This window comes from Exiguobacterium acetylicum (assembly GCF_019890935.1).
GTDB classification, from domain to species: Bacteria; Bacillota; Bacilli; order Exiguobacteriales; family Exiguobacteriaceae; genus Exiguobacterium_A; species Exiguobacterium_A abrahamii.
The window spans coordinates 3,119,055-3,133,498 of record NZ_CP082333.1 but is presented as its reverse complement, the minus strand read 5'-3'; the positions used below and the strand labels follow the sequence as shown (position 1 = coordinate 3,133,498).

General features: G+C 48.0%; 15 protein-coding genes and 1 riboswitch. Of the genes, 10 read left to right on the top strand and 5 right to left on the bottom strand.

The genetic code is table 11. From position 1 onward, the window contains the following. Window positions 1-74: 74 nt before the first annotated feature. From K7G97_RS16145 to K7G97_RS16125, 5 genes are all read left to right on the top strand, one after another. Window positions 75-734 (top strand): methyltransferase, encoded by a 660-nt coding sequence (locus tag K7G97_RS16145; RefSeq protein WP_223041050.1) that lies wholly within the window; start codon window positions 75-77, stop codon window positions 732-734. Between the two features lie 15 nt (window positions 735-749). Further along, complete coding sequence (locus tag K7G97_RS16140; protein ID WP_223041049.1) at window positions 750-1,631, top strand: ABC transporter ATP-binding protein; 882 nt, start codon at window positions 750-752, stop codon at window positions 1,629-1,631. Next, a complete protein-coding gene (locus K7G97_RS16135) occupies window positions 1,628-2,434 on the top strand; it encodes an ABC transporter permease subunit (RefSeq protein WP_262415776.1) in 807 nt (268 codons plus the stop codon). Before K7G97_RS16140 ends, K7G97_RS16135 begins: the two co-directional genes overlap by 4 nt. 124 nt (window positions 2,435-2,558) lie before the next feature. Next, window positions 2,559-3,632 carry a dual-specificity RNA methyltransferase RlmN gene (gene rlmN / locus K7G97_RS16130; RefSeq protein WP_023469793.1) on the top strand — a complete coding sequence of 358 codons (1,074 nt, stop codon included), beginning with the start codon at window positions 2,559-2,561 and terminating at the stop codon, window positions 3,630-3,632. A 63-nt stretch (window positions 3,633-3,695) separates the two neighbouring features. Next, on the top strand, window positions 3,696-5,132 hold the full coding sequence (locus K7G97_RS16125) for a DEAD/DEAH box helicase (RefSeq protein ID WP_223041048.1): 1,437 nt from the start codon (window positions 3,696-3,698) through the stop codon (window positions 5,130-5,132). 21 nt (window positions 5,133-5,153) lie between these two features. On the opposite strand, the gene K7G97_RS16120 is transcribed toward K7G97_RS16125, so the two are convergent. The 5 genes from K7G97_RS16120 to K7G97_RS16100 form a co-directional block, all read right to left on the bottom strand. Then, a complete protein-coding gene (locus K7G97_RS16120; RefSeq protein ID WP_223041047.1) occupies window positions 5,154-6,470 on the bottom strand; it encodes an NAD(P)/FAD-dependent oxidoreductase in 1,317 nt (438 codons plus the stop codon). A gap of 76 nt (window positions 6,471-6,546) precedes the next feature. Continuing rightward, entirely contained in the window at window positions 6,547-7,182 is a 636-nt protein-coding gene (locus tag K7G97_RS16115; protein ID WP_023469790.1) for a nitroreductase family protein, read from the bottom strand. A 51-nt stretch (window positions 7,183-7,233) separates the two neighbouring features. Then, window positions 7,234-7,869: a nitroreductase family protein gene (locus K7G97_RS16110; protein WP_223041046.1), complete on the bottom strand. Its 636-nt coding sequence runs from the start codon at window positions 7,867-7,869 to the stop codon at window positions 7,234-7,236. Between the two features lies 1 nt (window position 7,870). Then, window positions 7,871-8,326, bottom strand: a complete 456-nt coding sequence (locus K7G97_RS16105; RefSeq protein WP_223041045.1) for a MarR family winged helix-turn-helix transcriptional regulator — start codon at window positions 8,324-8,326, stop codon at window positions 7,871-7,873. Window positions 8,327-8,480: 154 nt separating this feature from the next. Next, window positions 8,481-9,146, bottom strand: a complete 666-nt coding sequence (locus K7G97_RS16100; RefSeq protein WP_058265637.1) for a YczE/YyaS/YitT family protein — start codon at window positions 9,144-9,146, stop codon at window positions 8,481-8,483. 152 nt (window positions 9,147-9,298) lie between these two features. On the opposite strand from K7G97_RS16100, the gene K7G97_RS16095 reads away from it, so the two are divergent. The 5 genes from K7G97_RS16095 to K7G97_RS16075 all read left to right on the top strand — a co-directional run bounded on the left by K7G97_RS16095 (window position 9,299) and on the right by K7G97_RS16075 (window position 14,431). Continuing rightward, window positions 9,299-10,084: a DUF817 domain-containing protein gene (locus K7G97_RS16095; protein ID WP_223041044.1), complete on the top strand. Its 786-nt coding sequence runs from the start codon at window positions 9,299-9,301 to the stop codon at window positions 10,082-10,084. Window positions 10,085-10,171: 87 nt separating this feature from the next. Further along, window positions 10,172-11,410: a DUF2325 domain-containing protein gene (locus K7G97_RS16090; protein WP_223041043.1), complete on the top strand. Its 1,239-nt coding sequence runs from the start codon at window positions 10,172-10,174 to the stop codon at window positions 11,408-11,410. A gap of 90 nt (window positions 11,411-11,500) precedes the next feature. Then, the gene (locus K7G97_RS16085; RefSeq protein WP_223041042.1) at window positions 11,501-12,139 is read left to right on the top strand and encodes a DUF975 family protein; all 639 of its coding nucleotides are present in this window, start codon (window positions 11,501-11,503) and stop codon (window positions 12,137-12,139) included. A 111-nt stretch (window positions 12,140-12,250) separates the two neighbouring features. Further along, window positions 12,251-12,353: riboswitch (SAM riboswitch) on the top strand. Between the two features lie 75 nt (window positions 12,354-12,428). Continuing rightward, the gene (locus K7G97_RS16080; RefSeq protein ID WP_223041041.1) at window positions 12,429-13,487 is read left to right on the top strand and encodes an LLM class flavin-dependent oxidoreductase; all 1,059 of its coding nucleotides are present in this window, start codon (window positions 12,429-12,431) and stop codon (window positions 13,485-13,487) included. Continuing rightward, complete coding sequence (locus K7G97_RS16075) at window positions 13,484-14,431, top strand: ATP-grasp domain-containing protein (RefSeq protein WP_223041040.1); 948 nt, start codon at window positions 13,484-13,486, stop codon at window positions 14,429-14,431. Before K7G97_RS16080 ends, K7G97_RS16075 begins: the two co-directional genes overlap by 4 nt. Window positions 14,432-14,444: the final 13 nt, after the last annotated feature.

Genomic DNA, 14,444 nt, shown 5'->3' with positions numbered 1-14,444 from the left:
CAAAAAACGAGTAACGTACTTCTTCAGTATAGTACGATGAGGGAAAGAATGCCGGAAAGAAGGAACAAAAGACGATGAATGAACAGGAATATGATCAACGATTACGAATTGAGACTATTGAGATGCAACACCTCTATGGTGTGTTTAGTCACTACAATCGCTATGAACCAACGCCTTATGCGGCACTCGACGAATTATGCGAAACGTATTTGTTTCAAAAAGAGGACACTGTCATCGATTTCGGGTGTGGGAAAGGGCGTTTGAATTTTTACTTACACGACCGATTCGACTGTTCCGTCATCGGAATCGAGATGAATGGACAATTTTACGAGGACGCACTTCGGAATATGGCAAACTACCAAAGTCGACGGAAGCGGCGTTCCGGAAGTTTGCGATTTGAACAGACGTATGCCGAGCAGTATACCATTCCAGATGAGGCGAATAAGTTTTATTTCTTCAATCCATTCTCTTCACAAATTTTCATGAAAGTGATCGACCACATTTTAAGTTCGGTCGAACGTTCCTCGCGTTCAGTGGATCTTATCTTGTATTACCCGACCGATGAATACCGGGAATATTTAGAGCGACATACCGTATTCGAGCAAGTCGATGAGATTCGATTACGAGACCTCTATGAAAAAAATCATGACGAACGGTTCGTCATCTATCGTTTTGATCCGAACAAACTGCTTCAAAACGGGTATCAATACAGTGATGAGAGAAATAAAAAATAATAAGGAGGTCGTATGATGATTCGCTTGGAGCATGTGACGAAGGAATTTGCGCCGGGACGTGGGATATTCGATGTCAGTTTTACGGTTGAGCCGGGTACGATATTCGGTTTCATCGGACCAAACGGATCCGGAAAATCAACGACGCTCCGACATTTGATGGGACTAATGGCTGCGGACGAAGGAAGGGCGACGATCGGCGGCTTTGATTGCTGGAAGCAAAGTAAAGAAGTGAAGCAGTTGGTCGGTTATTTGCCGGGGGAGATTAGTTTACCTGGAGACATGACAGGAGCAGAGATGCTCGATTTGATGCAACGACTACATGGTAGCGATTCGACACGGCGGCAATTGTTATTGAAACGATTTCCGTTTGAGACGAAGACGAAAATCCGCAAGATGTCAAAAGGGATGAAACAAAAACTAGCACTTGTCGGTTGCTTCATGAAGGATACACCGGTCTATCTACTCGATGAGCCAACCAGTGGACTTGATCCTTTGATGCAAGAGCGTTTTTTAGAGTGGATCGAACAGGAGAAGCATGCTGGAAAAGCGATTCTAATGAGTTCACACCACTTTCCGGAAATGGAAAAATCGTGCGATCGAGCGGCTTTAATCAAAGCAGGGCACATCATCGTCGAATCGGATATTCATGAGTTGGTTCGATCGAGTCGAAAGACGTACACGATCGTCTTCCGAACAGAGGTGGAGGCGGCACAGTTCGCGATGCAAGTCGGTGTTGAACCGAAGCGGCTGGAAGTCAGTTTTCAAACGGACGAGAAACTGAGCTTGAATCAGGCAATCGCTTATTTAACCCAGTATGATGTGCGGCTGATTCGTCCGTCAGCAGATGATTTAGAACAGGTCTTCTTGCATTATTATGGAGAGGAGGAATCGTCGTGATATTGCTGATCCGCTCTTTATTTAAGCAGGTCAGAAAGCCCGTGCTTGCTTATGCGATTGGAACGAGTCTCTACTTATTGATGCTTGCGTTGCTTTATCCATCGATGATGAAGACCGGTTTACTAGAAGCAAAACTAGAAGCGTTACCTCCAGAAGTCTTAAAAGCATTTCAATATGACAAGGTGACGGGGTTCGATAATGTACTGGATCTGCTCGGAGGGAACTATTATGGACTGATCTTTCAAGTCATTGCGAGTCTATTCTTGCTCTCATTAGCAGCGCGCCTCGTTGCGCGACCGATTGACAACGGAGAGCTGATTGTCTATCTCGCAGCCCCGATCACCCGGAATGCGTATACGTTTGCTGTCGCAATCGTCATGGGTATCGCGAGTATGATTCTCGTAGGACTGAATGGACTCGTCTTGATGGTATCCGACTGGTGGATGACAGATATTTCGATCAATGACGTCATCTTATGGCGGATTCAGTTCAATGCGCTATTGTTACTCTTGGCGATCGGTGCCTTTACGTTATTCGTTGCGACGTTATTTGACGAAGAACGTCGTGCTTTTTCGCTTGCTGGTAGTGTACTGGTTCTATCGATCGTCTTGACGATTCTGTCGGAACTAAGTGACAAGACGGAGTGGCTCCGTTATCTATCCGTCTTCTCCTTATTCAATACGACGCAATTACTAAAAGGAACAGATCATTTTCTTCTTCATTCCATTCTTTTACTCGTCCTCTGTCTCGTGTTCTTGACCGGAGCAGTCGTTCAATTCGGACGTCGGAGTCTGTCGATTTGATCGAAAGTGGCGCAAAAACTTTACAGAAAGTGAACATTTAGGATTTGAACGTTGCGTCACGCGCTGATTTTTACTAAGATAAAGGAATGTTGTAGTTCTGGAAAAAGAAATGAGGTCTTTCGAAATGAATAAACCATCCATTTATGGATTAACGCTTGAGCAGATGACAGAATGGTTATCGAATCAAGGGCACAAACCATTCCGTGCCAAACAAGTATGGGATTGGCTCTACCGTAAACGTGTCACGACTTTCGCGGAAATGACGAATGTCAACAAGGATTGCCTTGAGTTGTTAGATCAGAGTTTTACGATTGACTCGATGACAGAAGCGGTCAAGCAAGAATCAGCAGACGGAACAATCAAGTTCCTTTTCAAATTATATGATGGTAACTTGATTGAAACGGTTCTGATGCGTCATAAGTACGGTCTTTCTGTCTGTGTTACGACACAGGTCGGCTGTAACATCGGCTGTAGCTTCTGTGCAAGTGGTCTGATCAAGAAGAGCCGCGACTTGTCAGCAGGCGAAATCGTTGAGCAAATCATGAACGTCCAACATCACCTCGATGCAGTCGGTAACGAAGAACGTGTCAGCCACGTCGTCGTCATGGGTATCGGTGAACCGTTCGATAACTTCGACAACATGGTCGACTTCTTGAACGTCATCAAGGACCACAATGGTCTTGCAATCGGCGCGCGTCACATCACGGTTTCAACAAGTGGTTTGGCAGATAAGATCTACAAGTTTGCTGACTTGAAACTCCAAGTCAACTTGGCGATCTCGCTTCACGCACCAAACAATGAATTGCGTACGCAAATCATGAAAATCAACCGGGCGATCCCGCTTGAGAAATTGATGCCAGCAATCGATTATTACGTCCAAACGACGAACCGTAAAATCACGATCGAGTACATCTTGCTTCGTGGCGTCAACGACCAAAAAGAACACGCAGTCGAACTCGCAAAACTGTTCGAAGACAAACGTCACCTGACGTATGTCAACTTGATTCCGTACAACCCAGTCGATGAGCACGGTCAATATCAGCGCAGTACGTCTGAAGATATCACGACGTTCTACGATACGTTGAAAAAGAACGGCTTGAACTGTGGTGTTCGTCTTGAGCACGGAACAGACATCGATGCAGCGTGTGGTCAATTACGTAGTAAGCAAATCAAAAAAGATAAAGTAGCATCCAAATAATTCGTTGGGCTTCTCATCGTTTCGGTGGGAAGCTTTTTTTACGATAAGAAATGAGGACATTGTATGACACGTACACGATTCAATGATTTTAACTTGAGCACACCGATTCTCGATTCAATCGAGCAACTCGGATACACGACACCGACCGAAGTCCAACAATCCGTCATTCCGGTCGTATTATCTGGAAAAGACGTCATCGTCAAATCACGGACAGGGAGTGGAAAGACGGCATCGTTTGCGATTCCACTGTGTGAACTCGTCGAGTGGGAAGAAAATAAACCACAAGTCTTAGTCTTGACGCCAACACGTGAGCTTGCCTTGCAGGTCAAAGAAGATATCATGAACATCGGACGCTACAAGCGGATCAAAGCGACGGCCGTCTTCGGTAAGCAACCGTTCCGCGGGCAAGTCACGGAGCTCAAACAAAAGACACACGTCGTCGTCGGCACACCAGGACGCGTACGCGATCATATCGAGCGGGGCACGTTATCGCTTGAGAAAGTCCGTTACGTCGTCTTGGATGAAGCGGATGAAATGCTGAACATGGGCTTCCTCGATCAAGTCGATGCCATCTTGTCTGAGTTACCGAAGGAGCGGATGACACTATTGTTCTCGGCGACCTTCCCAGAAGACATCGAACAGTTGAGTGACCGTTACATGGAGGCACCAAAACGGATCGAAGCGGGTGAAACCGTCGTCTCAACGATTACGCATAGTTATATTCCGGTGACGGATAAGACGAAGTTCGCCATTTTAAAAGATGTCCTCGTCGCTGAAAACCCGGATCGTTGCATGGTCTTCTGTCGGACGAAAGAACACGTTGATTTCGTCGCGAATGGTCTCCGCGCACACGACTATCCGGTTGAAGCAATTCACGGTGGAATGGAACAAGACGATCGACTCGATGCGATGAAAGCCTTCCGTGCCGGGAAGTTCCGAATTCTCGTCGCAACAGACGTCGCGGCACGTGGGATCGATATCGAGAACATCACGCACGTCATCCAATATGATCTTCCTGTCGAACGAGAAAGCTACGTTCACCGGACCGGTCGGACGGGGCGTGCAGGAGCAGCCGGACAAGCAATCAGTCTCGTCACACCGGCAGACGAACGTCGCCTCAAGGAAATCGAGCAGTATCACGGGAAGCTGACACGTCGCCAAACACCGACGGAAAAGGACTTGATGCGGACAGCGGATGCGTTTGAAGAGAAAATGGCGACGGAAGATACACGTTCTTCGAAAACGGAACAGCTTGATGCGGACATCATGAAATTGTTCTTCAACGGTGGGAAGAAGAAGAAACTCCGTGCCGTCGACTTTGTTGGAACGATTGCGAAGATTGAAGGCGTCACAGCAGACGACATCGGGATCATCTCGATTCAGGATACGTTGACGTATGTCGATATCCTCAACGGGAAAGGTCCGCTTGTCCTCCGGGCGATGAAGACGACGAAGGTCAAAGGGAAACAATTGAAAGTGTACGAAGCATTCAAGAAATAAGACAAGCCGGTCATTTTCCGCTTAAGCGAAGAGCGACCGGCTGTTTTGCGTCAAGGCATGCCCAAGATGGAGTCCACTTGCGGCTGCTTGGGCAAGCGAGTGTGTCGCACCGGAACAATCACCGATTGCATAGACACCGGGACATGTCGTCTCAAACGTCTCTGACGTCTTAAGCATCGGTGCGTAAAACTTGCCATCTAATCCGTAAAGCAACGTATCTCCCGGAAGTTCCACTTCAAGGAGTTGCTCAAGGCGTTCTAAAAACCCTTCTAAGACGAGCAGGTCTTCCGCAGGCATTTCCGCATGCAAATTACCGGGAGACGCGGTTAGGGAAGGAACGATGGTGTTGCGACTCAGTTGATCGTGTACCGTCGCTCGCAATGCTCGGAAATCGCTGAGTCGCTGAACGAGAATGCGATCACCACCTTGGTTGATTCCGCCAATGATGCGCGCGGCATACGCATTCGCTTTCGCTAGCGTCGAAAAATAACGCGGGAGAAATAGCGTGAAGTTCAGATTCGTCGAGCCGTCTGCCGTCTCGTGGACGTTTTGACCGTCCGGCATGACGAGTCCTTCTTGATATTTACGGATGATCCGTCCGCGCGGATTCATGCAATAGGTGACGGCTTGACCGTAAGGCGAGTCGTAACCGAGCTTCGTCTCGAACGACTCCTGTAACAAAGTCCGAAATAGTGCCTCATCCGTCTCAATTCGCACCCCGAGATCAAGTCGAGTCCGCTGTGGGGTGACACCAAGCGTCGCTAACTGGTGCAACGTAAAGTCCGCGCCAGAACGACCCGTCGCGAACACAATTCGTTGACTGACGAAGATCTCGTCCGCTGTTTTGATCGTAAACGGCTCCGATTTCGTGATCTGCTCGATTGTCGTTTCGAACCGGGCATCGAGACGTGGTAATAAGGCGTCCTCAAACGCCGTGAAGACGGCAGCGGTCCGTGCCGTACCTAAATGACGGACGGTCGTCTCGACCGTATGCAGACCGGCGCGACGGGCACGAGACGCTACAGTAGGGGAATGCGTCGAGTAGGTCTCAACTGTACCTCCACCATATGTACATAAGAGATCATCGACTTCTTGGAACAGTCGTCGTGTCGTCTCTTCACCGATTTTTGAGACGAGTTCGCCGCCGAATCCCGTCGCATAATTGAACTTTCCTTCTGATTTGCCAAGCCCTGCGAATCCAAGATACGCATCTTCTGTCGTTCGTTCACGGATTGGTTTTCCGGCATCGAGCAGTAGGACGCGTTGCCCGTGTTCAACAAGCTGATGGGCGAGGAAAATTCCTGCTACACCAGCTCCGATAATCGTCACATCATACATCGCTGACACCTCCTTTTCTTTGAGTATACAAAAAAGCCGGATTCCTATGAAAGGAATCCGGACTAGGTGATATCGCTTATTTCCACTCTGCGATGTCAGCGATTGGTAGACGAACCGATGGGTATCCTGCGTCGACTGCTTTACCGATTGAAAGCAACATGACTGGGAGGTAACGCTCTTTTTCAAGACCGAATGCTTCTGCGATTTGGTCTTTTTCATAACCACCGATTGGGTTTGTATCATAACCGTGTGCGCGAGCGACGAGCATCAATTGCATCGAAACGAGACCTGAGTCGATCAAGATGCTATCACGTAATGTTTCAACGTCTTCTGGACGGTAGAAACCTTTGATGGCTGGTACTTGGCGATCACGTACTTCTTGCGGCATAAGCCCTTTTTCAACAGCCATGTCGTAGATTGTCTCGATGCTGTCGACCGCGTTCATGTCACCGAAGACGGCGATGACAGCAGAAGATGTCTCGACTTGAACTTGGTTGAATTTTGCGAGTGGTGCGAGTGTCGCTTTACCTTCTTCGCTATCGATGACGAGGAAACGCCATGGTTGCATGTTAACTGAAGATGGAGCAAGTGTTGCTTCTTCAAGGATTTGTGTCATTTCTTCTTTTGAAATTTTTACGTTCGTGTCGTAGTTGCGAATCGAGCGGCGTCCTTTGACGATTTCCATGAAGTCCGTTGTTGTTTGAGTAGTCATAATTATTCAATCTCCCTTGTGTGTGTTTTCTTTTTTTATAGTGTAAAAAACTTATTTCCAGTCTGCGATGTCGTTGATTGGTAAGCGAACTGATGGATATCCAGCGTCCACCGCTTTACCGATCGATAGCAACATGACCGGTACATAACGATCTTTTTCAAGACCGAATGCTTCTGCGATTTGATCTTTCTCGTAACCACCGATTGGGTTTGTATCATATCCGTGCGCACGAGCGACGAGCATCAATTGCATCGAGACGAGACCCGAGTCAATCAAGATGCTGTCTTTTAAATCGTTTGCTGAGATACTGCTGTACATCCCTTGAATCGCTGGTACTTGGCGATCGCGTACTTCTTGTGGCATGAGTCCTTTTGCGACAGCTGTATCGTAGATGTTCTCGAGTTGATCAACAGCGTTCATGTCACCGAAGACGGCGATGACAGCAGAAGATGTCTCGACTTGAACTTGGTTGAATTTCGCGAGTGGTGCGAGTGTCGCTTTACCTTCTTCGCTATCGATGACGAGGAAACGCCATGGTTGCATGTTAACTGAAGATGGAGCAAGTGTTGCTTCTTCAAGGATTTGTGTCATTTCTTCTTTTGAAATCTTCACGTCTGTATCGTAGTTACGGATCGAACGGCGTCCTTTGACGATTTCCATGAAGTCTGTTGTTGTTTGCGTTGCCATATTAAATCGACTCCTCTTTTAATTTAGGTAATGTGTCGGCGTTCGCTTCGATGCGTTGAATCATCTCAGCTAACGTCCGTTGTTCTTCAGCAGAGAATCCTTCGAGTAAGTTCTCGAGGAACTCATCTTTTTGTTCGCGTAATCGTGCAATGCGCGTCGCCCCTTGTTCCGTTAAGGAAACAAGAATCACCCGATTGTCAGCGGTTGAACGCTCGCGAGCAATCATCCCGGTCGATTCCAGGTGTTTGAGGTGACGGGTCACCGCCGCGTGATCGACATTGACGCGTTTTTGCAATTCTTTTTGACTGATCGTTTGATCGACTTGTAGTTGAGCAAGCAAATCCATTCGCGTCTGACTGAAACCATCCGTACAGAGATCGAATTTTTGAGCAATCGTCTTATTGACGGAGACGAGTGCATAGATCAAACGTCCTTTTTCGGTGCAGGAAATACTCAATCCATCACATCCTTCCCTTCGTTCGAAGAAACCTTTGACGTATCAAAGATTGATATGTAAACGAATATAACGTGTTTATTTTGATGACGCAACTTATCTGCTTCTGACATAAAAAAAGATATCATTCACACGGAATGATATCGAGTCAAGCGACTTAGCTAATTTGGCGCTCAGACGCCGGAAGTCCTTTTGCATCAATTGCTGCAATGATCCGGCGGAAATAGAACAACCAAAATTGCAGGAACGGTCCGATCAGGAAAATCGAGAGGATCGTACCGAAGAAAACAGGTCCCCCGAGTAACCAGCCAATGCCGCATGCCGTAACTTCCATGATCGTCCGCATCAGACGAATCGACGTTCCAAAGCGCTCTGCAAGTGTCAATGTCAACCCATCGCGTGGACCGGCCCCGTATCCGACAGCGACATACAGACCAGCGCCCATCCCAATGATGAAAATGCCGAAAATCAGCCAGAGTGTATTCAACCAGATCGACTCAAATGAAGGTAAGAGATGAGAACCAAGAACAAGATTCATGAAGACACCGACGAAAATCGCGTTGACGAGCGTTCCGATTTGCGGTGTGACGCGGTCTAACGCGTATTTCACGAACACGAGTAATAGACCGACAAGCAAGATGATCGTTCCGACGGATAGTGGCGTCTTTTTTTGGAGACCAAGATGCAATACATCCCACGTCGAGACACCGAGTTCAGCCGTGATCATCATCGATGAGCCAAGAGCGAGTAAAAATAAACCGAGTAGGAAGAGTCCCCACTTTAACGTAGCGCGTAACAACCAGGAAGCGCGATGACGCGTCATGTCTGGCACCTCATTTCTTAAAAATAATTGATTCGTTAACTGTATCATGAGGAAAGTGGAAGAAGAAAGACGAAATTTTCCGTTTTTTCCATCTTAAGAAGGAGGGGAAGGTCAAAAGAGAAACGTATACTGAAGAAAAAGGAGATGACCGAATGAAAGCGATCCGGCACTTGATTCGTTTTACATATATAGAAGCCATCTGTTGCGTCTTTCCCGTGATGATTTTCGCGGCGCTTGCTCTTTCACGTTATCTTCCTACTGAACCGGTCGCTCGATACGATCTCCTGTTGCTCTGGTGTATTCTCGTCCAAATCGTCTTACTCGTCACGCGGTATGAAACGATAGCGGAATTCAAACTGATCTTATTGTTTCACGTCATCGGTCTAGCACTTGAACTATTTAAAGTGAACGTCGGGTCTTGGAGTTATCCGGAAGACGCTTTGACAAAAGTGGCTGGTGTTCCCTTGTATGCAGGATTCATGTACGCAAGCGTCGCGAGTTATGTCTGCCAGGCGTTTCGGCGATTTCATTTACGATTCATAGCATTTCCACCACCTTGGCTTGCGATCAGCGTCGGCAGTCTCGTCTATCTCAACTTCTTTACCCACCACTGGATCTTCGATGCGCGCTGGCTATTGATGGTCCTCGTCGTCCTCGTTTTCTATAAGTCATGGGTTCATTTTACGATCGAGCAGACGATTTACCGGATGCCGCTCGTTCTATCCTTTTTACTGATTGCCTTTTTCATTTGGATCGCGGAGAACATCGTAACGTTCTTTAAAGGCTGGGTCTATCCGCATCAGGAAGGAGGCTGGGCAGTCGTTGATCTCGGAAAATTATCTTCTTGGTTCCTGCTTGTGATCATCACGGTTTTGATCGTCATCGTCGCGAAATATAAGCGTCAGGATCCGGCTGTGGAAATTCAGCAACGTACCTAAATAAAAAAATAACCAGGCTATTTTTTTGAACTACTTCCGCGTTTTTTCGTTGCTATAGTGAAAAAAACGCAAAGGAAGTGGTTACGGATGATGCAACAGGTGTTGGAACGAGCAACTGAATTGGTACAGATGAAATTAGCGGTCGTGGAGCGGTATGAAGATTGGCAACTCTGGCTCGACGAAGTGAACGGAATCGATGAATGGGTCAAGATGTCAGCGTATTATGCACCGCGCGACGTTCAAGAAACACCGGTCGTCGACGAAGTAGTAGAGCTAGAGCAGACCATCGTAATGCCACCACAAGTACCGGTCGAGCCAGTACGCAAGCAACGTTATGCCTATACGTTTCAGCGGGGGTTAAAAGGCGGTACTTTACTAGAGTGGTCCGGCAGTCATATTTCTGAACGAGACGTCCGCGATTGGAATCTCGAGCACGGCATGGGAGTCCGGGTCCGTGTCGATCGTCAGGATGATCAAAAAACGATATGTCGTATCGAAGCCGTCGTCTCGACGGAGCGAATGAAAGAGAATCCGGAACGTGTCGTGTTTGAACAAGCAATCGTCAAAGCGCATGGAATCATTGAGGAAACGGTGAATGGTCCACTGCAGGATGAGTCGGGCAGATCGTTCTATTATGTCGTACCGGTAGAAGACATGCGCTACTTCCGACTAGAAGCAGGGCAACTCGTCGATCTCGTCATGTGGCGGGGACGGAAGGATACACTGACGATTGCTTGGAAGCATCCGTTCACGTATGAAGAGCCGATCGTCAATACATCATCCAACCGCCCATCAGCGATAGAACAACCGATAGTGAAGGCACCTGTGACAACCAAAAAGTCAAATCGGTATGCACGGAAAATGAAACGGCAAACGGTGCCGAAAGCTAAAAAAGCGCAGCGTCGCGTCCGTATGCCAAAAGAGCGAACGATTGAACCGATCGTGACGACAGCTGTACCCGGACAATTGATGGATTTCGTTGATAAGACACCGCTTGATTTCACGCGCTTCACAGGCATGCGTCTCGTCATTGTCGGAAATGAACAACAGACCGCTGTCTATCGTGAGTTCTTTGCGCCGACGGGGATCGAATTGATTCATCTGGCAGGGGACGCACAGTCCGCGAAAAAGATTGCCTGTCTCGCCAAAAAGACGGACGCGATTGTCGTCGTAACGAGTCGCGTTTCTCACGCAGCGAGTGCGCATGTCATCGCGCAGGCGAAGAAGCATGGTATTCCATTCGCGATGGAACGGCTCGACGGTCGACGCTCGTTATACACGGCGTGTGAACGACAGCTTGAGCGTGCCTGGCTCAACCAGCAATGAGACGGGAAATTATTGAAAAAAGAGTGAAACATTAGAAGAATTCGACCGTAAAGTAAGGTAAGAACTTATTTTTCAAGGAGGACCTTACTCATGTCATCTCAATTAAAAAAAGCAGCGAAGGAGTCGCTCAGCGGTCGTTGGGGATTTGCCATCCTCATGTTCGTACTGTTTTCTATCATCCAGAGCGTTCCGACGTTCATCGGACCAGATCCTAACGAAGATCTAAATGCGATGAGTGCGGTCAGTATCATTCTTTCGATTTTATTGATCCCAATCGCAGCGGGTTGGGCGTGGGTCGCGATGTCGTTCGCACGCAATGAAGAAGTCAAAGTAGCTGATTTGTTCGAACCGTATAAAATCTTCGGTAAAGTCATCGGCGTCTCGATTGTGCAAGCGGTCTTCTTATTCCTATGGACATTACTCTTGATCATTCCAGGAATCATCAAGTCGTTCTCTTACCTGTTGACGTTCTACATCCTTCGAGATGAACCATCGGTCGGTATTCTCGAGGCCATCACGCGTTCACGCCAACTCATGGATGGTCATAAAATGGAAGCATTCTTACTCTTCCTATCATTCATTGGTTGGGCATTACTTGTGATTGTTACACTTGGTCTTGCTGTCTTATGGGTTGGACCATACTTCAGTGTCACAATGGCAAAATTCTACGATCGTGTTCGTGGTGAACAAGCACCAGAGCCAACATCAGATTTCGTCGCACCATATTAATTCCTGATCCCGACATTACGTCGGGATTTTTTTGCTCTAAATAATTCCGATTGGAAAAGACGGTTTAATGGTTGCTTTAGTTCAGTGAATTTTGTACGATGAATGCAACACATCTTATCTAGAGAAGTCGAGGGACTGGCCCGAAGACACTTCAGCAACCCCGCCATGGCGGAAGGTGCTACTTCCAGGAAGGGATACCTTCCGAAGATAAGAGCGGACAGGACAAGATACCGTCGCTCTTTTCGAACTTCGAAAAGAGCGTTTTTTTTATGATAAGGGGGACGATGGAGTGGAGTATGGTTTTTGGCTACCGATTTTTGGGGGATGGTTACGTAACGTCGAGGATGAACAGATGCCACCGACATTCGATTATGCGAAACAAGTCGCACAAACAGCAGAACGGATCGGCTTCTCGACGACGTTGATTGCGGAATTGAATTTGAATGATATCAAAGGCATCAAGGAACCGAGTCTTGAAGCATGGACGACGGCAGCAGCGATTGCTGCAACGACAGAACGCTTAGAGATCATGACGGCGGTTCGTCCTGGGTTCCATAATCCAGCGACGACGGCGAAGATGGCGGCAAACATCGATCAGTTGAGTGGTGGACGCTTTACGCTCAACGTCGTTTCAGCGTGGTGGGCAGAGGAAGCCAAACAATACAACGGTATCTTCACAGCACACGATGAACGCTATGCTCGGACGGAAGAGTTCGTCACAGTCATGAAAGGACTATGGGCAGATGCGTCACCGTATAGCTTCTCCGGTCATCACTACACGATCGAGCAGGCGGAACTTCATCCGAAGCCGGTCCAGCGTCCAGGCATCAAGCTCTACGCTGGTGGAGAGAGTGAGGCTGGGAAACGGACGATCGTCGAACACTGTGATGCTTATGTCATGCATGGGGGCACTGTTGAAGAAGTAGCCCATAAAATCAACGACATGAAAGTACGCCGGGAAGCGACGGGACAAAAGCCGCTCGAAAGCTTCGGTCTTGCTGCCTACATCATTTGTCGGGATACGGAAGAAGAAGCACTGCTTGAGTGGCAACGCATCACGGACGTCAAGGAAGACAGCGCCGGTTATGCCGGTTATCAGGATTTCATCAGTAAATCGCAACTGGAGCAACAGGTCGAGCGGAACGATTATTCTGTCTCGAACCGTGGTCTACGTCCGAATTTAATCGGGACACCAGAACAAATCGCTGAACGGATTCTAGCGTTCGAAGCCGTCGGTGTCACGTTACTCTTGTTACAATTCTCACCACAACTTGAAGAAATGGAACGCTTTGCCCGTGACGTAATGCCACTGGTCGAAGCGAAACGAAAGGTAGGTCAACAATCATGACAAAAATTCATATTCTCCACGAAAACCAAGAATGGACGGACCATCTCATCAAACGTCTCGAAGAACTCGAATTACCGTATGAACAGTGGCACTTGAATGAAGGGATCGTTCCGCTGGATGAACTGCCGCCAGAAGGCGTCTTTTACAGCCGGATGAGCGCCTCTTCGCATACTCGGGGACATCGTTACGCGCCGGAGTTGACGGAAGGGGTCCTCGCTTGGTTAGAAGAGCATGACCGAACCGTCTTTAATGGAACACGTGCGCTTCGTCTAGAAGTCAGCAAAGTCAATCAATACACGGCGTTGCGTAAGGCTGGGATTCGCGTACCGAAGACGACGGCTGCCGTCGGACGTGATCAAATCGTACAAGCAGCAAAAGAGATCGGCGTTTCGTCGTTCATCACGAAACACAACCGTGCCGGGAAAGGTCTCGGCGTCCAGCTGTTCCACTCGATTGAAGCACTTGAAGCTTATCTCGACGGTCCGACATTCGACGAACCAGTCGATGGCATCACGTTGATTCAAGAGTATATTCAAGCACCAGAACCGTACATCACACGTTGTGAGTTCGTAGGTGGAAAGTTTGTCTACGCGGTTCGAGTCGATACGTCAGAAGGTTTTGAGCTTTGCCCAGCGGATGCATGTGTGATCGACGACTTGTTCTGCCCAGTCGGAGAAGAAGCACCGCAAACTCCAATGAAGTTCCAAATCGTTGAAGGCTTCGATGACCCAATCATTGAAAAGTACGAAGCGTTCCTCCGAGCGAACCAGATCGCGGTCGCAGGCATCGAGTTCATCAAGGATGCGTCAGGTACGATCTATACGTATGACGTCAATACGAATACGAACTATAATTCGGATGCCGAGGCAGTTGCAGGACGCTACGGTATGCTTGAACTAGCGAAGTTCCTCGGTGCAGCCCTTGAAACAAGCACAGTAAAATAAGAATCTGCTCTCG